The organism is Roseburia porci (assembly GCF_009695765.1).
Classification (GTDB): Bacteria; Bacillota; Clostridia; order Lachnospirales; family Lachnospiraceae; genus Roseburia; species Roseburia porci.
This window is the reverse complement of sequence record NZ_VUNI01000008.1, coordinates 48,811-70,548: the sequence shown is the minus strand read 5'-3', so window position 1 is coordinate 70,548 and position 21,738 is coordinate 48,811. Positions and strand designations below refer to the sequence as shown.

Sequence of the window (21,738 nt, the reverse complement as noted above, 5' to 3'; positions counted from 1 at the left end):
TCCGCTCTATGCTCCGACAGCCTTTCCCACATCTCCCTTTTCTCTGGCAGAAATCTTCTCCTCTCTTTCCGATGTGGTGTGGATGATATAGGCAGGTAGTACCGCTGGCTTGCCAATTCGTCAAAAAAGAAATGCGAAGTGCCCCAAGGCACCCCGCATTTCTTTTTCTCCTCATTGTCTGCACCATCGGTGCTACCTGCTTAAGGGGCTTTGCCCCCTAAGAACCCCCGGACAGAAAAATACCGGCATCCAAAAAGGAGATGCCGGATTTTTCTGTCTTTGTAGCCATTGTCCCTTGGAATTCCTTATCGAACTCTTCCCTTGACAGGCTCCGTCTTGATATTCTGTTCTTTACTGCGACACTTCCATAATGCCATCGGATGTTCCTTGATTCTTTGCAACTCAGCTCCCTCAAATACAAATTGTGGCTCATATATACCTTTCTCGAAAGCACTCCAGAAAATTTGCTCCTCCTTGGTTGGATTCAAGAAGCCTGAAAGATACGTTCTTACCTCATTCTGGACTGCAGTCAGTTCAAATCTCTCTCCATGCCGAAGAACTGGATACAAATCCGTTGTAATACTGCGTTTGGTTACTTTTCCAACATTTTCTATGGCAAATTCCTTTGGCGGATGCTCTCCTCCGATTGCACTGTAGAATACTACACATTTTCTAAGCATATCCAGTTGCGATTCATCGAACAGCTCATGTGTAATCATATTATGAACATCATATAAATCTCTTGTTGCTGTTCTTGTCAACAATGCTACAATCTTTGCACCAAATATCTCTATCGGATCAACAGACAACACAGTTAGTTCATCCGTCATCCACGGAAGATATACCTTTCTTCTTACCACAGGCAGAACATGACACCTGAGCATATAGTTGATTTCTATTTTCAGGTTATCTTTCATCCCTCCTGCGTTCTGGTATTCATAAACAAAGGAATCCAATGCATGATGATTCTTTGATTTCGGACTCAGCCGGTATCCGTTTGCCTCCATATATTTGCTGATACGGCTGCTCAGCATTTCCCTGACCTCAAGCATTTCTTCTCGTGGCATATTCTTTGAAAAATCCAAATCTATATCAACGGACAGTCTCGGTAAATCCAGTATCGTAAGATTGATTGCAGTGCCTCCCTTTAATGCCAGATATTCTGAAAGTAAATCATCACCCTCAAAGAATTTCAATACATCTGCAAGTCTGCATACTTTTTCAAAGGTATCTCTTACAAACCCCAGTTCCTTTGCCTGTCTTCCCAGTGCCATTCTGTCAAATTGCATCATAATCACTCACTCCTTTATCAACCAAATGCATGAAATCCGCCGGAACATATATCTTCCACTTTAAATTCCATACATTTTGTCCGTTTTCTTTTATCAGATATCTTTTTCCCTCAGCGGTATATCTGCTCAAATATTCAAAAAAATCATTACTAAGTCCCAGTTCATCCTGTAACTGTTCCAGGATATAACCACATTTCTGATATAGGAATTTATTATCATACACAGACAATGCTTCAAGGATTTTCTCCTCTTTCACACTGGGAACAAGCATGATACACCGTATCACTTCTTCCAGTCCTGCTATCTTTGTAAAATCTTTTATACTGTCAACGATTGTCTGCTCTATTCCGGTTACTCGAAGCTTTCCATTTGTTACCATATCCGTATATGCATTTCGTTCCATGCGATGATACAATATTCCATTATACTCAAAGTCTCTGAATCTGTAATCTGTTGCCACATAAACTTCGTAAAACACCTGATTTGCATAACCAAATGCTTCAAATGCACTGTGATGGGTTATGGCTGCATCTGAAAACAACTGACTTCCTATCTGGTATCTTGATAAGATCGGCTGCTTCGTCTCCAGACTTATGACTGCGTAAAAATCTCTTTTCACTTTTTCGATATATCCTTTTTTCTGATAATCATAAAGAAGGGATTTTGCAGCCGCCTCAGAACCTGTCAACTCTATCACTTTACTTTTATTAAAACATCCAAGCTCCAGCATTTTCTCATAATATTTCATGATTGTTCACCTGCCTTGTATTGATTTTATCACAAAAAGTTTCTTTTTCCAAACTTTTTGTGTAATAATTAAAAATTACTGCTAAACCACTTGCTTTTCATTATGCCAGCTTCCAAAGAAACTGGGAAAACCGTTATGCTCCAAACGAAAAATCCAGAAACTCATTCTCCTCCGGCTCACTTTCATCCATTTCATCCTTTGCAGCTACTCCGGTATTTGCCACAGGTAACACAGAATTTCCGGTTGCTCCGGCAGTTGCATTAACCGGATTTACATTCGTCATTGCACCATTCTGTAATCCTGCCGCCAATGCTGCCTGCTGTTGCAAAAGATACATCCCTGCAAGTGCGGGAATATCGGCAAGAACTTTTGCTGTCACCTGTTCCACGATCCTATCCACAAATGCATCTTCTTTTTCTCTAGTCTCAAGATATGGATCGTTCTTTCTACTTATATGCCTCGCATAAAAATCATTGATGGCACAGATGATAAATTCATTCTGCGACTTAAACTCCCTGTCCACTTCCTCGGAATGCAGCCGGCTCCACGCCTGCACTGCATCCTCTCTGTTCATATTGAAGCGGACATTCTTATTCCATGTCTTTTCTGCCATTTACATCGCCCTCTTTCCCTGCTCATGTCGTAATATCATGTAGCAGTAATACTCATATCCTTTCGCATTGGCTCTGATGTCATGATTAAAGTGCACCCTGTCCTTATCGAAAGTTCCAAATGTTTCCACAACCTTTGCACCACCACCCATGATATACAGTTTCATGAACTGTTCATTATATTCATAATCCCGGAGCTTCTGAAAAACTGTATCTGCGTACTCTCTTGCAGCTTCTTTCATCAATCCGGAAAAGGATTCTGCAATATCCGTTTCCCCTGTACGAAGGAAATTTTCAATTACTTCCTGCATAAGCTCGTATCCTGTATTATCACGAACCTTATTTCGAATAGTCTGCTCGCACTGGAACACTCCCAGCTTTTCCGTCCACGACCTGCTCTCCATCGCCCTGCCATTGTTCAGATACATCAGGTTCATGGTTCCGTTTCCGATATCCACAACAAGATTCATTCCCTTAAACTCCTTAAGATTTTCCGCAACCGCCGAATAGCACTGTGGCATAACCGTACAGCCCGCAATATCAAGCTCATATACTCTCTGCTTATATCCGATTCTTACATATCTGTTCTTTAGCATATATGTTTTAAATTCTTCTCTCTGTGCCTGAACCCATTTCAACGGAAGTCCCACTGCAAGATGCACACGCACAGCATTTCTACTGTCGATATATCCCCTTGCTTCCAATTCTTTCACTACTGCCGCCATGGTAAGCACATAGTTATCATCATCCGTCACCTTATCCGCCACAAATCCCTTGTGTCCTTCTCCTATGATATAGTATTTTCCATCCATCTCTATATAATCTTTCGCAAACACTGGTGCTTTCTCACTCATACTTATTGCAGTAGGGAAAATTCTTCTCGCAGTCTTATAATTTCCATAGCCTGCATCCACTCCAATAATCAAGCTTCCGTTCATCTTATATTCTCTAATCTTCTCTGTCATAATATCCTCTCTTTCTCCGGCATAACTGCCAGTCTTACATAATCTGTTGTCATAGTTACCATTCGTTTCCTCATTCACACTGTCTGTAAATAGTATCATGATAAACTCCCTCCTCTTCTGTCTGTTTCAATGCTCATTGCTCTGTACCTCTCTTTCCCACACTATCTTCCTGGCTGCTTCGTCTCATTCCTGTAAACTTGTTTCTCATGCCATTCCTTCACAAGTTTCTCAATCAGTTCCACCTTCTGTTTAGGAGTAAAATCATCAGGAAAATAATCTGCTAAAACATCTGCCCGAATCTTTATCTGCTCCCTCTGGTTCGGTTTTTCCTCTTCCAGAACCGAATAAATCGCATCCATATCCAGCTTTCCACTCTGGCTCAAACGCTTCAACCTGTTTGCCTGCGACAGTGACGGTGTGCACTGTTCTAAATCCATAACCGCATGAAGCTCATATTGCTCCTCTTCCTTTAGATAAGAAAGTTCCACTGCAATCGTAAATGCAATTTTCCCATCATCGACCATATCCAATATTTTAGGTATCAGATAGGTCAGCCGAATATACCTTTTAATCTGTGCCACACTCTCTCCAGCCTGTCTTGCAAGTCTCTCATTACTACGCATTACATTTGAAACAATATCTACTGTTTCCATATCAGCAGACATCGGCTCAACTTGAGCCAAAGTCATATCATCATTATTAGTTGTCAACTTCTTTCCCTGATGTTTCATAGCCTCTAACTTCATACGATAAGCAAAGGCTTTCTCACTCGGTTTCAGATTCTCCCTGTGCAGATTGGAATCCACCATCGCCACAACTGCCTGGTCATCATCAAGTTCCCTTACGACAACAGGAACCTCTGTCTTACCTGCCCACTTTGCAGCTTCTTTTCTTCTGTGTCCTGATACGACTTCGTATCCATCCCCATAGGGATTTGTTCTTACAAGGAGTGGCACAAGCACACCTTCCTTTTCTATACTTTTCATTAGTTCGCATAATTCCACATTTGTCTCCACCTTAAACGGGTGATTCCTGAAATTATGCAATTCGATGATAGATACATTCTTAATCTTTTCCATACAATCGCTCCTTCCTGAAATAACCAAAATGAATAATGTATTAAAAGTAATCAGTCAACTTCCTTTTTGATAAAAAGAAAGACCGCTCACTTTCAATTTTCTTGAAAATGAACGGTCTTTCACGCTACTTTTTATTCAGTTAAATAATAATGATATTAATTACGCTTAGATGTGTTTCCACACACGCTATCCAATACAACCGACACATTTACACCGTCGGAAATTGCTTTTTTGTATGTTTTTCGGTCACTCTGGTCAAACCTAAAAAATCTCTCAAAGTGCCTAAAATCAAGGATTTTTACATACCGGTCCGATGTAGTGCAACTATTGTTTCCACATGCGGAGTTGCTGCAAACATATCGACACAGCAGATTTTCCCGACTGTATAACCATGTGCAAGAAAAATTTCAAGATCTCTTGCAAGACTTGTCGGCTTGCATGAGATATAGATCATGTTCTCCACTCCATAGTCAATGATCTTTGTAATTGCCTTTGGATGAATTCCGTCACGTGGCGGATCAAGAACAATGTAATCTGGTTTTTCCAAAACTTCATCCAGTACTTTCAGTACATCCCCCGCAATAAAGCGGCAGTTGGAAAGTCCGTTTAAGGCAGCATTTTCTTTTGCTGTCTCAACGGCTTCTTCCACGATTTCAACGCCGACTACTTCTTTACATACCGGTGCAAGCATCTGTGCGATTGTTCCAGTTCCACTGTACAGATCAAACACCGTCTTACCATCCAGGCTATTCTGCTCTTTAATAAAATCCCTTGCTGTGCTGTAAAGGACCTCCGCCCCAAGCGAATTCGTCTGGAAGAAAGAAAACGGCGAGATTTTAAAACGAAGTCCCAACAGTTCCTCATAAAAGAAATCTTCTCCATAAAGGATGTCTGTTCCTTCATTCTTGACAACATCCGCGACACTATCATTTCTGGTGTGAAGAATTCCGCGGATCGTTCCATCCAGAGAAAGTCCACAAAGAACGTCTGCCCACGCCTGAAGAAGTTCTTCCTCAGTTACGCTGCTTCCCGGATTCTGTGTTGTTGTGATCAGGTCGATCAATATCTCTCCGGTCTTTGCCGCTTTTCGAACAAGAAGATGGCGAAGATAACCTTCATGGCTGAGTCTATGGTAAAACTTCTGTCCATGCTCCTGGAAAAATTTCAGTGTTGCTTTTAAAACTGCACGAAAATCCGCATCGACGATCTGGCAGTCCGTAACGGTCACAATATCATAGAAACTGCCTCTTTTGTGCATACCCAGAGCAAGCGGTCCGTCTTTATATTCATCACCAAATGAAAATTCCATCTTATTCCGGTATTCATACTGTTTCGGACTTGGTTTGATGCCCAGAAATTCATACTCACATGCCCCATTGATTGCATCATCCATAAGCTTCTTTACCTGTCCGGATTTCAGCTTCAACTGCTCCTCATATGGAAGCGTCTGATAGATGCATCCACCGCAGGCTCCAAAATGCGGGCAGGCAGAATCCACCTCCAGTGCAGAAGGCTCTACCACTTGCAGTAACCGTCCTTCTGCCTTTCCCTTTCGTACTTTGTTCACTGCAAATGATACTTTTTGTCCCGGAATGGTATTCTTGACAATCACCCTGTCTCCATCTGCGGTATATGCAATCCCTTTATTTGGAAATTCTACACGTTCTACAATTCCTTCTGCAATCTGTCCTTTTTTCATCTTCTCTCCCTGTTCGTATATTGTTCTATATCATGTGCTGCTTGCTACGCACGATGCACAAAACAAGGGCTACATTCCTGCAGCCCCTGCGTCATTTCTATTCAGTTGCATCCGCTTCGCGGATCCTGTCTCGTTACAACTTTCTGTAGCGATTATTCTTTGTCTGCTGCGTCGTCGTCCTCATCCTCAAAGAAATCGTCATCGAAGTCATCATCAAAATCGTCTTCAAAATCATCCAGATAATCCGGTGTAAAGAAACGATAAATACCATAAGCAGCTGCAGCAACTGCTACAACAATACCAATGATTGCAAATACGATCATTGTCTTAGAAGGTTTCTTCTCTTCAGCGTCTTTCTTGTTGAGTAATTCATTTAATTTTGCAGCGTTTAAGATCTCTTCCATCTTATTCATATGAACACCACTCCTTCTCGTAGTCTGCTTCCGGCTCACTCCTGTTATTATATTCAGCAAAGTGATCGGCATCACTAATAATTTACTGTTATTATATCATATAATGCCCAATTTTCCTATGAAAAATTACAAATATATGATTTAAATTTTTTTCAGTTTGGCAAAGGACGAAAACATTTTTTTCGTGCCTGCTTTATCAAAATCAACAGTCACTTCATAATCGCGTCCGCCGGCCACGATTGCCTTAACTTCGCCATCTCCAAACTTCATATGACGCACACGGTCTCCAACCTGATAGCTCAATGCAGCGCCTGTTGTATTGCTGCTCTCAAAGGATCTCTGATTTGTGACCGGGGTATACTGTGGAGTCCTGCTTCCATAGGATACCGGAGTGGAACGAAATGCCTTTCTTGCTTTCTGATATGTACTTTCCTGCATCGGCTCATCGTGGTAATTCTTCGGTTCATAGATCTCACCTTTTAAAAGTTCCGACGGAATCTCCTTTACAAAACGTGAGACTGCGCCATACTGCGTCTGTCCGCGTACCATGCGCATTCTTGCCGATGTGATCGTCAGATGCTCTTTTGCCCTTGTGATTCCCACATATGCCAGTCTTCGTTCCTCTTCTATCTCCTGATCCGAATTGTCTGCCGTGATCGACATATAGCTAGGGAAAAGTCCGTCTTCCATTCCCGCAAGATATACATTCGGGAACTCCAGTCCCTTCGCACTGTGCAATGTCATAAGAACCACATAATCACTGTTGTCATCCAATCCATCAATATCAGCTACCAGAGCAACTTCCTCTAGAAATCCACTCAATGTCGGTTCATCGGTTCCTTCCTCATAGGATACAACTTTGCTCATAAATTCATCAATATTCTCGATCCTGCTCTGTGCTTCATCCGTTCCTTCAGCCTCTAATTCCGCTACATATCCGGTCTCTTCGATAATTTTCTGAAGCAGTTCCGAAATACTTCCATTCTCCGCCCTTGCTTTCATCGACTGGATAAAAAGAACAAACGGTTTAATCTTTGCTGCTGCTCTTCCAATTCCCGGAATCTCATCAGCCCAGCGCAATGCCTGATAAAAATCCATCTCTTTTTCAGCTGCATAATCAGAGACCTTTGCCAGAGATGCTGCCCCGATTCCCCTCTTTGGAACATTGATAATTCGCTTTACCGCAAGATCATCACGACCATTATCAATCGTTTTCAGATATGCAAGAAGATCCTTGATTTCTCTTCTGGCATAGAAGTTTACCCCTCCGACGATCTTATATGGAATGTTACTGTTAATAAAACGTTCCTCAAACAAACGAGACTGGGCATTCGTGCGGTACAACACAGCACAGTCATGATAGGTATATTCTCCTCTTCGGACTTTTCCTGCAATATCTCTTGCCACATAATCCGCTTCCTCATACGCTGAATCCAGCTGCTCAAATGTGATCTTATCGCCTCTTCCATTATCCGTCCAAAGAGACTTCTCTTTTCTTCCGACATTGTTTGCAATCACACTGTTCGCCGCATCCAGAATATTCTGTGTTGAGCGGTAATTCTGTTCCAGCTTGATTACTTTTGCATCCGGAAAATGCTTCTCAAAATTCAGTATATTGTAAATATTGGCGCCACGGAATTTATAAATCGACTGATCGTCATCACCTACCACACAAAGATTCTTATATTTCATGGCAAGAAGCCGGATCAGTTCGAACTGTGCAGTATTCGTATCCTGATACTCGTCCACCATAATATAACGGAATCTTTCCTGATAAGAATCCAGCACGTCTTTATTCAGTTTGAATAACTCAACCGTCTTAAAAATCAGATCATCAAAATCCAGTGCATTATTCTTCTTAAGCTCCGCCTGATATTCCCGGTAAACATCTGCCTGTCTGCGTTTGTTATAATCTCCGGCAGCGCGTGTCGTAAATTCGATTGGATCAATCAATTCATCCTTTGCCGATGAAATGACACTCAGGAACATTTTTTCCTTATAAATCTTCGTATCGATCTCCAGCCGCTTACAGATCTCCTTCATAAGCGTTTTCTGGTCATCCGCATCATATATTGTAAAATTCGTTCCATATCCAAGCCGGTCAATGTATCTCCTTAAAATGCGCACACAGGTGCTGTGAAACGTCGTCACCCAGATGCTCTCCGAGCCATATCCGACCATGTCATCAATTCGCTCTCTCATCTCACCCGCTGCTTTATTGGTAAAAGTGATCGCCATGATATGATATGGATTCACCCCAAGTTCTTCGATCAGATATGCGGTTCTGTGTGTCAGCACTCTTGTCTTTCCAGATCCCGCTCCTGCAAGGATCAGAAGTGGTCCTTCCGTATGCTCAACTGCCTCTCTCTGCGGAGTATTTAACATCTCTAAATTCATCTGCACAATCCTTTCTGTATTATACTTCCGTAAGTATAACACAGAAACTATGTTCGGGAAATGAAAAAATTAATGGTTTTTCTCCTTGTCATATAGTTTTAATTACTATATAATGTGATAATGAGGTGAAAATTATGGCAAATGACATTCACGAGTTTCTGGAGATGCTCTTAAAAAACCTCCAGTCTATTGGCTATGTTAAGCCGGAAGATATTCCAAATATCGATTTATATATGGATCAGATCACAACCTTTATGGACAGCCAGTTGGAGGCTTCCAAACGCCATGAGGATGATAAGATCCTGACAAAGACCATGATCAATAACTATGCCAAGAACGATCTGCTTCCTCCTCCTGAGAAGAAGAAATATTCCAAAGAACATGTTCTGACACTGATCTTTATCTACTATCTGAAGAATATTTTAAGCATCAGCGATATCCAGTCCATCTTAAATCCGATCACCGAGAACTATTTTGGTAATAAAGACGGATTTGATATGGAAGATGTCTACAATGAAGTATTTAATTTAGAACATGAAGAATCCCAGAAGCTTTTAAAGGATCTCGGCAAAAAATACAAAATTGCAAACGATACCTTTAACCAGTTTCCGGAAGAAGACCGCAAGTTCTTACACGCATTCAGTTTCATCTGCTTACTGAGCTACGATGTCTACATTAAGAAAATGCTCATCGAACGCACCATTGACGAATTAAATGCAGAAAAAGTTTCTTCCTCAAACGAACAACATGGAAAAAATAAATAGGTCATAACAAAACCCCGTGAACCGGACTGCTCATAGCCTGGTTCACGGGGTTTTATAATATGTGCCGGATTATTGTTCCTGCTTGTCCTCCATACGGGAAAATACCATGTCATATCCATCATTTCCATAATTCAAAGAACGGTTTACACGGCTTATCGTAGCAGTAGAAGCACCGGTCTTCTCTGCAATATCTAAATATGTCTTCTGTTCACGAAGCATCTTTGCTACTTCAAATCTCTGAGACAGTGATAATAATTCATTTACAGTACATACATCCTCAAAAAATGTATAGCATTCCTCTCGATTCTCAAGGCATAAGATCGCATCAAATAAATGATCCACAGCCTCTGTTCTAAGTTTCTTGCTCATTTGCACTACTCCTTCTTCTTTGTCTTATTGAACTGTTCTTATTTTAGCATATTAAAGTTGTAAAGTAAACAGGTTTCTTGCAATAATCACACACAATGATATATAATAGAATTTACATTATACAAAAAGATTGGAGTTTTTACCATGAAAAAAACAGGTTGTTTCTTTTTTAGTTTTATACCGATGCTTTTAGCTGTCGGAATCCAGATTCTGGCAACACTTTTTCTTTTTGGGATCTATCTGCTGATGGCATTTCCATCGATGTCTTTTTCCAGATCCACATTTTCAAATCTGCTCTATATATTATCAAATTCTGATTTTTCAACCGTACTGATGATCATCTATTCCCTGATTGTCATCTGCTCCTACGGAATCTGGTATTATCACAGCTACGGCGGTAATTTTCTTCCGAGTGCAGGAAAGATCTTCCAGCCTTACAAACTGGTCGGAGTTCTTCTTCTTGTTCCGGGAATGCAGCTTTTAAGCGGCTACCTTATCTCCATCCTCGCAGTCATTTTTCCAAGCTGGCTGGAGGCATACGAAAAGCTTCTGGAATCGGCCGGCCTTGATGAAACGATCACCCTAGCAATGCTTATTTATTCTGTTTTCCTTGCACCAATCGGCGAAGAGCTGATCTTCCGTGGTGTTACAATGCGTATCGCAAGACGCCACTTCAGTTTCTGGTTCGCCAATCTGCTCCAGGCGTTCCTTTTCGGTCTGTACCATATGAACATGATCCAGGGTTGCTACGCATTCTGTCTCGGTCTGATCCTCGGATATGTCTGTGAACGCGGAGGAAGCATTTACTATTCCATGTTCCTTCACTTCCTGTTTAACATCTGGGGAACACTGATCTCCGAACATTTAAGCTATGGCAATACCCCACTTTCCTTTGTGTTCTTCCTGATCGTTGCTGTCGTACTGACCGCTTCCGGAATTTCTGTCTTCCGCCTGGGCATGCGTAAAAAACCACTTCCGGATTGTGTGTGCTAATATGTGTCATTCATTATGTCGAAAAGAAAACCCATGAAAAAAGCCTTCTGACTTCTTTCATGGGTTTTCTTTTGGTTATTTCACATATCTTACAGGAAAATACTTACCCCTGCAAAACTTACGATCATCATGATCACACCCGCAAGCAGTACACCAAGCATAACTGCTGTAACTGTTGACTTGAAATCCATATCAAGAATACTTGCTGCAAGTGTTCCAGTCCAGGCTCCTGTGCCCGGCAGCGGAATTCCTACAAAAAGTAAAAGAGCAACAAAAAGACCTTTTCCGGCCTTTGCCTGAAGCTTCTTTCCGCCTTTCTCCCCTTTTTCAAGGCACCATGTGAAAGGCTTTCCGATCACTGGCTTATCACAACCCCATTCCAGTACTTTTCTTGCGAATAGATAAATGACCGGTACCGGCAGCATATTACCGATAATTGCAATGATATAAGATTGCAGCAACGGCAGATGCAGAATCTGCGAATACGGGATTGCTCCTCGCAGCTCCACAAGCGGAACCATCGAAATAAAAAATACGATTAAATAATTCAACATAAACAGAGTCCTCACTAAAAATATACTATGCAGTCACAATTTTACAATCCGTCAGATACTGATCTAGGAAGTCAACAAAAGCTTTCATTTCCGCATCGGTTCCAATACTGATCCGCAGATAATCCGCAATTCGCTCCGGTTTGTTGAAGTGACGTACATAAATGTCTTTTTTCTTCAACGCCTCAAATAATTCCATTGCAGGAACTTTCGGATGTCTTGCAAAAATAAAGTTGCTCTTGGAATCGCCAAATTCAAATCCAAGTCTTCTCAGTTCTGTCTTGGTCCATTCTCTTGTACGGATGATCTTTTCTTTTGTTTCTTCAAAATATGCCCGGTCTTCCACTGCCTTGACCCCAAGCTGGATCGTAATACGGTCCATCGTGTAGGAATTAAAGGAGTATTTCACATCATTTAAATATTTAATCAATACCGGGCTTCCAATTGCAAATCCAATCCGCATGCCAGCCATGGAACGGGATTTGGAAAATGTCTGCACAACCAGCAGATTATCATATTTTTCTAACAATGGCAAGGCACTTTCTCCCCCAAAGTCAATATATGCTTCATCCACAATTACAATCACATCTTTGTTCGCTGCAATGATCTCTTCAACCATATCTAAAGGCAGCAATTCACCTGTTGGTGCATTTGGATTCGGAAATACCACACCGCCGTTCTCTCTCTTATAATCTGCTGCACAGATCTGAAACTTCTCATCCAGCGGAATACGCTCATATGGAATGCGGAGCATATCTGCCCAGACATCATAAAAGGAATACGTAATATCCGGAAACAGAATCGGTTTATCGGAATTAAAAAATGTCATAAAACTCATTGCAAGCACATCATCCGACCCAACACCGACAAATACCTGATCTTTTCCTACCTTATAGAAATCAGCAATTGCACCTGTCAGATCACTGACTGCCGGATCCGGATACAACCGGAGCTTATCGGTATCAATATGCTGAAGCGCCTCTGTAACCCCAGGTGCAGGTGGATACGGATTCTCATTCGTATTTAATTTGATCATGCTGCTTTTGTCCGGCTGTTCTCCCGGTGTATATGGAATCACTTTTCGGATATTTTCTTCCCATTTTGCCACGTTCATTTCCTCCAGAAAGTTCTCTCTTTTTTGTTATTAATTTTAATTATATTACTTAAAACTTTACATCATTTCTATATAATTGTAAAGATTGATTAATTGTGATAAAATATCGTGAAACTAAAATTTATAGTGCTAAAGAGGGGGATTTTTATGTCTAAAAGTACTACAAAAGACATGACAGTCGGATCACCAATGAAATTAATTCTTGGTTTTGCGGTTCCGCTGCTTTTTGGAATGCTTTTTCAGCAGATCTACAGCCTTGTAGATACAATTATTGTGGGGCAGTTTCTTGGGGTAAAAGCACTTGCCGCCGTTGGTGCGACCGGAAGTATCAACTTTCTGATCATTGGATTCTGCAATGGAATGTGCAGTGGATTTGCACTCCCTGTTGCCCAGAGATTCGGAGCCAAAGACGAAGATGGTCTGCGTAAATACATTGGCAATTCCGCCGTGCTCTCCATCATTCTTGGGCTTGCGATCACGATCGTGACGACACTTTTCTGCCGTCCGATCCTTGAACTTATGAGCACACCACCCGATATCATTGATCTTGCGTATAATTATATTGTTGTCATATTTATTGGAATTCCAGCGATCATTCTATATAACCTGCTTTCCGGTTATATCCGGTCATTGGGTGATGCGGTCACTCCGGTCATTTTCCTGGTTCTCGCAGCCTGCCTTAACATCGGTCTGGATCTGCTTTTTATCGTGGTATTCCACTGGGGTGTATTCGGTGCCTCTTTTGCAACTGTGATCTCACAGGGTATTTCCGGACTTTTATGTCTGTTTCTGATCATGAAGAAATTTACGATCATGCATCTGAAACGCTCGGACTGGAAACTTGACAGTGCCTATGTCCGTGTACTGCTCACCATGGGGCTTCCTATGGGGCTGCAGTATTCTATTACCGCAATTGGAAGCGTTATTTTACAGGCAGCCGTAAATCCACTTGGCTCCGGAGCTGTCGCCGCAATGACTGCTGCGACCAAAATATCCTGCTTTATCGTCTGCCCATTTGATGCCCTGGGTTCTACTATGGCAACCTATGGCGGTCAGAATGTCGGTGCCGGTCGTCTCGAGCGGCTCGGAAAAGGCTTAAAAGCCAGCACGCTTCTTGGCCTGATTTATTCCCTGATTGCACTGGCCATTCTGTATTTCTTTGGAGAACAGCTGAATCTGTTATTTGTAAGTGCATCTGAAGTAGAAGTTATTGCCAATTCCCAGGAATTTCTGATTGCCAATGCCCTGTTCTATTTTCCGCTGGCACTTGTCAATATCGTACGTTTTCTTATTCAGGGAATGGGCTTCTCCGGTTTTGCAATGCTTGCAGGACTCTGCGAAATGGTCGCACGAACCTTAGTCGGACTTGTATTTGTACCGATCTTTGGATTTTCCGCAGCCTGCTTTGCCAGTCCGACTGCATGGATTTTTGCTGACGCATTCCTGATCCCTGCATTCTTCTACACAAGGAATAAATTAAAGAAAAAGTGGCAGGATTAAGCTTTCCTGCCACCGTAAATGTTAGTACTTACAGGCATCCTATGAGAATGCCTGTTTTTTATACCGTATCTATAAATCTCATAAATGCTTTTCTGCCTTCTTCTGTGCACTTATATACACCCGCATCTTTTAAAACTTCATTAAATACAAGTCCGATCTCTTCATGAAGGATATCCATGATATTTGTTTCATCGATATGATCGTATTTTGGAAGGAACTCTTCTACCCAGTCTGCATGTTTTGCAAGCACTTCATCCGCACGGATATCTTTCTTCTCAAGAATTGCTTTCGAAAGTGCTGCCATTTCATCCTTTAATCTTGCCGGAAGTACTGCAAGCCCCATAACCTCGATCAGTCCGATATTCTCTTTCTTGATATGATGCAGTTTTGCATGTGGATGGTATACCCCAAGTGGATGTTCCTCTGTTGTGATATTATTGCGGAGCACAAGGTCTAACTCATAATCCTCTCCGCGTTTTCTTGCGATCGGAGTGATTGTATTATGCGGTTCTCCATTCGTCTCAGCGAAAATAAATGCATCTTCGTCTGTATAACCTCTCCAGGCTTTTAAAATCCTGTCTGCAAGCTCGATCAGTCTGTCCTTATCTGCACTGCTGATACGGATTACGGACATTGGCCATTTTACAATACCTGCTTTGACATCTTCAAAACCTTTGAATGTAAGTGTTTTCTCGATCGGTGCTTTTGCCATCGCAAATGTATAATGTCCACCCTGGAAATGGTCGTGACTTAAAATAGAGCCTCCGACAATCGGAAGATCCGCATTCGATCCTACAAAATAATGAGGGAACTGTGTTACAAAATCTAAGAGTTTTCCAAATGTAGCCCGCTCAATCTTCATTGGTGTATGAAGCGAGTTAAATACGATGCAATGCTCATTATAATATACATATGGCGAATACTGGAAATACCAGTCACTGTGATTGATTGTCACCGGAATGATACGATGATTCTGCCTTGCCGGATGGTTTACTCTTCCTGCATAGCCTTCATTTTCTTTGCAGAGCTGGCATTTTGGATAAGCACTCTGTTTTGCATTCTTCGCAGCAGCGATCGCTTTGGGATCTTTTTCCGGTTTGGACAGATTGATGGTGATGTCGAGTGTTCCAAACTCGGTTTCTGTTGTCCATTTCCGATCTTTTTTGATTCTCTGTCTGCGGATATAATTGCTGTCACAGCTCAATTTATAGAAATAGTCAGTTGCAGCCTGTGCAGAAGTATGCTCATACAGATCTTTAAATCTGGCACGTACCTCAGCCGGTCTCGGAAGCAGGATTCCCATGATTTTTGTATCAAAAAGATCCTTGTATACAATACTGTTTTCTTTCATGATACCTTTTTCATAAGCATAATCCATCATCTCTGCAAGGATATCTTCCAGAGACTCCTCTGCGGTCTGCTGTGTCATCGGCTGACGTGATGCATATGCCTCAAACACACTGTCTTCCATTTCATCGAGTTCAAACAACTCCATCAGACGATTGATCGTATAGATCTTATCATCCTCTGTGATCAGTCCTGTTACAAGACCATACTCGGTCAGTTCTAAAATTCTTTCCTGAATCATTTTATATCTCTCCTTCACTGTCCACGATCATCCTGGCAAATTAAGCAAGCTTTCTTGGACCGTCTCCAATCTCTACGACATAAAAATCTGCTGCATAACCAATCTTCTTTTCATAGGCAGATCCGACTTCTTTGATGAAAGTATCCACTGCATCATCTTTTACAATACTTACAGTACATCCACCAAATCCGGCACCTGTCATACGTGATCCGATGACACCCTGGATCTTCCATGCCTCTTCTACCAGTGTATCAAGCTCAATTCCGGTAACTTCATAATCATCTCTTAAAGATACGTGGGATGCATTCATAAGCTCTCCGAATAATTTCACATCGTTATTTTTCAGAGCCTCCACAGCTTTGATGGTTCTCTGATTCTCATATACTGCATGTTTTGCTCTCTTTACACGAATCTCATCTTTAATTGCGGATTTGTACTGTTCAAACTGTTCTTCCGTAAGTTCTCCGAGAGATTTGATATCCACTACTTTCTGAAGCTCAGCAAGTGCAGTCTCACACTCCTGTCTTCTCTCGTTGTATTTGGAATCTCCAAGTCCACGTTTCTTATTGCTGCAGGAAATTACGATCTTAGCGTTCTCCAGCTTAATCGGAGCATAGGTATATTCCAGTGTTGCAGTATCCAGGAAAATTGCATGTCCCGCTTTACCCATGGCGATCGCAAACTGATCCATGATTCCGCAGTTTACACCATTAAATTTGTTCTCTGAAAACTGACCGATCAGAGCCAGATCCTGATTGGTCACTTCAAAACCAAACAGATCCTTTAAGATATAGCCGGTCAGTACTTCTACAGATGCAGAAGAAGAAAGTCCGGAACCATTTGGAATATTTCCAAACAATAAAAGATCCATTCCCTGTTCTACTTTCATTCCTTTTTCACCAAAAGCCCACATAACTCCCTTTGGATAATTGGTCCAGTCTGCTTCCTTTTCCGGTTTTAATCCCTCAACAGAAGACTCGATCACGCCAAGCTCTTCAAAGTTCATGGAATAAAAACGTAACTTTTTATCCTCTCTTTTTCTTGCAACACCATATGTACCGATGGTAAGTGCACAAGGAAATACATGGCCTCCATTATAGTCGGTATGCTCTCCGATCATATTGACACGACCCGGTGCAAAATAAACACCGATTTCGCCACCCTCACCAAAAATCTCTTTGAATTTTGCTAATACATCATTCTGAATCATTGATATTCTCCTCTTTTTTATGATAACAGCAGCTGTGTATCTTCTCACACAGCCGCCTCATTTCTCTGTTATTCTCATTATAACGGATGCATGTTTCTTTTCAATATATCCGCAGGATGTTGCAACATTCCTAGAGAAACATGCAACATAATTACATATAAGAATTGATTACTTTTTCCTGAAATCACGGATCACCTCAAGTGTTGGAAGTGCATTACCATCGTAATCAAACAATGCCTGATTGGCCCACTCATTTCCACATGGTCCCGGATCATTCATATATTTTAAAGACGCCTCCGTTGCCCAGCCAGACCCCGGAACCGGAATCCATGCAGGTTCCCACCAGAAAAAGCCGCATCCATGATCATCCGGCACTTTTGCCACGCGATTTAAGAAATCCTCTGTAAATGCCTTCTGCCCTTCTATCGTCATCGGATACTCGATTTTGGCAACAAGTTCCGGTTTCGTCGCATAACCTTTTCTCTCACTGTCAGAAAGCTTTTCATAATCTTTGTAGTCATCCATGGTAAAGCCCATTGACACTTCTGCAATGATCAGGTCTTTTCCATAGCGCACCGCAATGTCGTTCATATTATCCTCCAGCTGTTTTAAACTTCCATGCCAGAACGGATAATAAGATAATCCGATATACTCAAAATCCTCTCCACGTTTCATATAGTTATCAAACCATCTGCGGTAAAGTTCATTATTTCCACCATTATCGAGATGAATCATGAGCGGGATCTTTGCATCCACTTTGCGGCATGCACGTATTCCGGCACTTACAAAACGTGCAATATTGTCATAATTCGGAACCTGTCCTTCCGGCCAGAGCAGACCATTGGAAAGCTCGTTTCCAACCTGGATCATTGTTACACGAACACCCGCTCCAATCACTTTCTGCAGGGACTCCAGTGTAAAATCATATACCGCCTTCTCCAGTTCTTCTACTCCATAATCCTTCCATGCCTTTGGCTTGATCTGTTTTCCAGGATCTGCCCAGAAATCACTGTAATGGAAGTTCAAAAGCACACCAAGTCCGGCTTCTGTTACACGTTTTCCAATTGCGATCGTTTCCTCAAGATCATTATTTCCGGCTCCATACGGTTCTCCGGTCTCAGATTTCGGGTCATTCCATAATCTCAGACGAATTGTATCCACATCATATTTTTTCATAATCTCAAGAATGTCCATCTCCTGACCATGATCATAATATTTTGCGTTGCATCGTTCCATTTCCAATAATGTAGACAAATCCATGCCCTTAATAAATTTCTTCATCTTCTATCTCCTGTTCACTTTTATATGCCACGGAAGCAGAATGTAAATTCTACTTTGCATGATACATCAATCAGATATTCCGGATGTATTTTCGCTCCCCAGCTGTCATCTCCGGCCACACCCATCTGCTGCTTTGCTACACGGACAACCGTATAATGGATCTGCGGAAGCTCATAACCATGCGTTGCATTCTCGATTTCATGCGGTGTATATGGAAGTGCACTGAATGAAAGTTCATCTCCAAAGAATTCCATTCCACGACCTTTTTTATCCATCACTTTTGCATATCGCACGCCACATTTGTTCCCGCATTCCTGTGGAACAAGATATTCAGCCATATTATCTGCGACACGATTCTCATAAAGTCCGAGTCTTCCACCATGTTTACGGTCTGCATATGTTTCTGCCGGTCCGAGTCCATACCATCTGACACGTTCATAATCTGCATCAAATTTAAAGATCATGCCAAATTCCGGCATATCCGAAAGTCCCTCTACCGGATCATAGCTTAAAGTTGTCTGGATCGTACCATCACCAAACACTTCATAGGTAACCAGACAACTGCTCTGTGGTGTCGTCGGCATATAATACTTATATGTAACTTTTACACTGTTTTCCAGTTCTTCTACCTTTGGTGCTGTATCTTCAAAACGATCACAACTCTTGGCCGTCACATACATACTTGCAATCTTCCACTGTGCATAACGTGACTGCATCAGATTTCCAGTATCATTATCCACCGGTGCTCTCCAGAAATTCGGCATTGGCACAGCTTTGATCATTTCCACGCCACCATATACATAAGAGGTAAGCCCTGCTGTAAGCGTTGAAAACATTGCATAGAAGTTCTCTCCCTTAACGCCGAGATTATAATGTCCGTGAATCACCTGAAATGCTTTGCTGCAGCTGTATGGTCTGGCTTCTTTCTTATATACATACTGTCCAAAAGCCACTTCATGTCCGGCTTTTGCCCAGAGTTCATCGTGTTTTAACACAAAAGACACTGTCACTGCATATTCCGGAATTTCTGAATGCATCGCCTCTGCTGCAACCATCGCCCCATCAATAACAGACTGGATTTCTTCCGGTATCTCATATGTCTGTACAGAAAGTGGCGCAGTATCTGTATCAACCGGAACTTTCAGAATCTCTTCTCCATCCTTTTGCAGAATCACAAATGCCTGGAAACGATCGGTATTCACAAACAGATTCTTATTGATGACCTGAAATCTTCCCGGCTCAAATTCGACAGTAATATTCTGATAATTATATTTGACTTCCTGCATTTTCGGAGATGGTTTTCTTTCTCCCCCATATACAATACCGTTTCCACTAAAATTGTAATCCGATGGCCGTTCATCAAAATCCCCGCCGTATGCCAGGAACCATTTTCCATAGCGATCCTTCTTATAGATCGACTGATCCACATAATCCCAGATAAATCCACCCTGATATCTTGGTTCCGTGTCCGTCAGATCCGTATATTTGTGCATTGCACCACAGGAATTTCCCATCGCATGCGTATATTCACAACAGATAAATGGTTTCTCCGGGTTCTTTGCAAGAAACTCCTTAATGCTGTCCACAGAAGGATACATCTGGCTTTCCATATCACTCGTTGCGTTGTAACGTCGATCATGAAATACTCCTTCATAATGTACCAGTCTGTGCGGGTCCAGTTTGCGGAAAAGCTGCGACATTTCATAGATTACTTTTCCACCGTAGGATTCATTTCCACAGGACCAGATCAGGATTGCAGGATGATTTTTATCTCTCTGATAGCAGGAATTTACACGGTCAAGCATCATATCCATCCATTCATCATGATCATTCGGTACAATATAACTTTCATCCGCCCTGCCTCTTAAATATGCATCCCATGATCCATGTGACTCCAGATTGTTCTCTGCGATCATATATAATCCATAACGGTCACAAAGTTCATAGAGTAATGAATCGTCCGGATAATGGCTGGTACGGATCGCATTGATATTATTCTTCTTCATGGTCACAATATCACGGATCACTTCTTCTTTGTTCGGAACACGGCCGGTAAGCGAACTGAATTCATGCCGGTTCACACCTTTAAATACGATCCGTTTCCCGTTTAATTTCATAATTCCATTTTCCATCTCAAACCGCCGGAATCCGACATTCTGCGAGATCACTTCACAGATCTCTCCTGCTTCATTCAGGACGGTAATCTGCAGTTCATAAAGAACAGGTTCTTCTGCACTCCAAAGTTTTGGATGATCTACATGAAACTGTATCTTTGTCTCATCTTCACAGTCTGCCTCTCCGGAGAACAGTTTTGTTTTTCCATCCATAAGAACAGCCTTGATCTGACCTTTTCCAGATGTTCGAAGTTTCAGTTCCACCTCTGCCTCTTCCAGATTCTTTGAAACGACCGGAACTACAGACATATCCCAGATATGAGCTTCCGGGATCATATAGAGAACAACACTCCGGAAAATTCCGGAAAACCGGTAGAAATCCTGGTCTTCACACCAGCTGCCTGAGGTCCATTTAAATACACGTACCGCAAGCTTATTCTCTCCATCCTTCAGATATGGAGTAAGATCAAAATCAGCCGGATCAAATGTATCTTCACTATAACCAACATAATATCCGTTCAGCCATACTGCAAATCCGCTTTCCACACCATGAAATGAGATGCAGACCGGATGCCCTTTCATCTGCTGTGGCAATGTAAAATATTTCACGTAGCTTGCCACCGGATTGAATTCCTCCGGAATCTGTCCCGGTCTCAAAACTTCCTTTCCATCCCACGGATACTGTACATTGGCATATTGTGGAGCATCGTAGCCTTCCATCTGGATATGTGCCGGAACACGTATATCATCCCAGGATCTGCAATCATATTCTTCGCTTTCAAAGCCCTGCACAGCCAAAGACATATTTTTTGCATAACTGAATTTCCATATTCCGTCCAGTTTAACGGAAAGACTGCTCTTTTTTGCTTCTTTTTCATATTCTGATGCATAGCAGATGTGATCCGAATGTGCCGGCATACGATTCTGCTCAAAAATTTCAGGATTTTTTACAATATTGTAATCAAAATTTTCCATGCTTTTACCTCAATTCTTTTAAAAAAAGGGCAAATAACAAGTGTTATCTGCCCTTTTCATTTCATTGTACATTTG

General features: G+C 41.8%; 18 protein-coding genes. 3 read left to right on the top strand and 15 right to left on the bottom strand.

What is annotated here, in order from left to right; genetic code table 11:
• Positions 1–305 precede the first annotated feature (305 nt).
• From FYJ75_RS06490 to pcrA, 8 genes are all read right to left on the bottom strand, one after another.
• Entirely contained in the window at positions 306–1,292 is a 987-nt protein-coding gene (locus tag FYJ75_RS06490; RefSeq protein WP_154429656.1) for a nucleotidyl transferase AbiEii/AbiGii toxin family protein, read from the bottom strand.
• Positions 1,279–2,040: a type IV toxin-antitoxin system AbiEi family antitoxin domain-containing protein gene (locus tag FYJ75_RS06485; RefSeq protein ID WP_154429655.1), complete on the bottom strand. Its 762-nt coding sequence runs from the start codon at positions 2,038–2,040 to the stop codon at positions 1,279–1,281. Before FYJ75_RS06485 ends, FYJ75_RS06490 begins: the two co-directional genes overlap by 14 nt.
• A 133-nt stretch (positions 2,041–2,173) precedes the next feature.
• On the bottom strand, positions 2,174–2,653 hold the full coding sequence (locus tag FYJ75_RS06480; RefSeq protein ID WP_154429654.1) for a hypothetical protein: 480 nt from the start codon (positions 2,651–2,653) through the stop codon (positions 2,174–2,176).
• Positions 2,654–3,715 (bottom strand): ParM/StbA family protein, encoded by a 1,062-nt coding sequence (locus tag FYJ75_RS06475; RefSeq protein ID WP_154429653.1) that lies wholly within the window; start codon positions 3,713–3,715, stop codon positions 2,654–2,656. It abuts the gene before it with no gap.
• Positions 3,716–3,777: 62 nt separating this feature from the next.
• Complete coding sequence (locus tag FYJ75_RS06470) at positions 3,778–4,695, bottom strand: ParB/RepB/Spo0J family partition protein (RefSeq protein ID WP_154429652.1); 918 nt, start codon at positions 4,693–4,695, stop codon at positions 3,778–3,780.
• Between the two features lie 298 nt (positions 4,696–4,993).
• Positions 4,994–6,394: a 23S rRNA (uracil(1939)-C(5))-methyltransferase RlmD gene (rlmD, locus tag FYJ75_RS06465; protein ID WP_154429651.1), complete on the bottom strand. Its 1,401-nt coding sequence runs from the start codon at positions 6,392–6,394 to the stop codon at positions 4,994–4,996.
• A gap of 152 nt (positions 6,395–6,546) precedes the next feature.
• Complete coding sequence (locus FYJ75_RS06460; RefSeq protein WP_154429650.1) at positions 6,547–6,807, bottom strand: hypothetical protein; 261 nt, start codon at positions 6,805–6,807, stop codon at positions 6,547–6,549.
• Positions 6,808–6,948: 141 nt separating this feature from the next.
• A complete protein-coding gene (pcrA, locus tag FYJ75_RS06455; protein ID WP_154429649.1) occupies positions 6,949–9,204 on the bottom strand; it encodes a DNA helicase PcrA in 2,256 nt (751 codons plus the stop codon).
• Between the two features lie 134 nt (positions 9,205–9,338).
• Here pcrA and FYJ75_RS06450 point away from each other — a divergent pair, with 134 nt between their 5' ends.
• Positions 9,339–9,968, top strand: coding sequence for a DUF1836 domain-containing protein (locus FYJ75_RS06450; protein WP_154429648.1), 630 nt, complete (start codon positions 9,339–9,341; stop codon positions 9,966–9,968).
• Positions 9,969–10,037: 69 nt separating this feature from the next.
• On the opposite strand, the gene FYJ75_RS06445 is transcribed toward FYJ75_RS06450, so the two are convergent.
• The gene (locus tag FYJ75_RS06445; protein WP_154429647.1) at positions 10,038–10,337 is read right to left on the bottom strand and encodes a YerC/YecD family TrpR-related protein; all 300 of its coding nucleotides are present in this window, start codon (positions 10,335–10,337) and stop codon (positions 10,038–10,040) included.
• A 144-nt stretch (positions 10,338–10,481) separates the two neighbouring features.
• Between FYJ75_RS06445 and FYJ75_RS06440 the strand changes: the two genes are divergently transcribed.
• The gene (locus FYJ75_RS06440) at positions 10,482–11,330 is read left to right on the top strand and encodes a CPBP family intramembrane glutamic endopeptidase (RefSeq protein WP_154429646.1); all 849 of its coding nucleotides are present in this window, start codon (positions 10,482–10,484) and stop codon (positions 11,328–11,330) included.
• 89 nt (positions 11,331–11,419) lie between these two features.
• On the opposite strand, the gene FYJ75_RS06435 is transcribed toward FYJ75_RS06440, so the two are convergent.
• Positions 11,420–11,884 (bottom strand): COG2426 family protein, encoded by a 465-nt coding sequence (locus FYJ75_RS06435; RefSeq protein WP_154429645.1) that lies wholly within the window; start codon positions 11,882–11,884, stop codon positions 11,420–11,422.
• Between the two features lie 25 nt (positions 11,885–11,909).
• Complete coding sequence (gene hisC / locus FYJ75_RS06430) at positions 11,910–12,989, bottom strand: histidinol-phosphate transaminase (RefSeq protein ID WP_328596878.1); 1,080 nt, start codon at positions 12,987–12,989, stop codon at positions 11,910–11,912.
• A gap of 153 nt (positions 12,990–13,142) precedes the next feature.
• Here hisC and FYJ75_RS06425 point away from each other — a divergent pair, with 153 nt between their 5' ends.
• The gene (locus FYJ75_RS06425) at positions 13,143–14,495 is read left to right on the top strand and encodes an MATE family efflux transporter (RefSeq protein WP_154429643.1); all 1,353 of its coding nucleotides are present in this window, start codon (positions 13,143–13,145) and stop codon (positions 14,493–14,495) included.
• A 58-nt stretch (positions 14,496–14,553) separates the two neighbouring features.
• Here the strand turns inward: FYJ75_RS06425 and galT are convergent, their stop codons facing one another.
• The 4 genes from galT to FYJ75_RS06405 form a co-directional block, all read right to left on the bottom strand.
• The gene (galT, locus tag FYJ75_RS06420; RefSeq protein WP_154429642.1) at positions 14,554–16,083 is read right to left on the bottom strand and encodes a UDP-glucose--hexose-1-phosphate uridylyltransferase; all 1,530 of its coding nucleotides are present in this window, start codon (positions 16,081–16,083) and stop codon (positions 14,554–14,556) included.
• Between the two features lie 40 nt (positions 16,084–16,123).
• Positions 16,124–17,293: a galactokinase gene (locus FYJ75_RS06415; protein ID WP_154429641.1), complete on the bottom strand. Its 1,170-nt coding sequence runs from the start codon at positions 17,291–17,293 to the stop codon at positions 16,124–16,126.
• Between the two features lie 168 nt (positions 17,294–17,461).
• Positions 17,462–18,574: a glycoside hydrolase family 53 protein gene (locus FYJ75_RS06410; protein WP_154429640.1), complete on the bottom strand. Its 1,113-nt coding sequence runs from the start codon at positions 18,572–18,574 to the stop codon at positions 17,462–17,464.
• Positions 18,575–18,594: 20 nt separating this feature from the next.
• On the bottom strand, positions 18,595–21,663 hold the full coding sequence (locus FYJ75_RS06405) for a glycoside hydrolase family 2 TIM barrel-domain containing protein (protein ID WP_154429639.1): 3,069 nt from the start codon (positions 21,661–21,663) through the stop codon (positions 18,595–18,597).
• Positions 21,664–21,738: the final 75 nt, after the last annotated feature.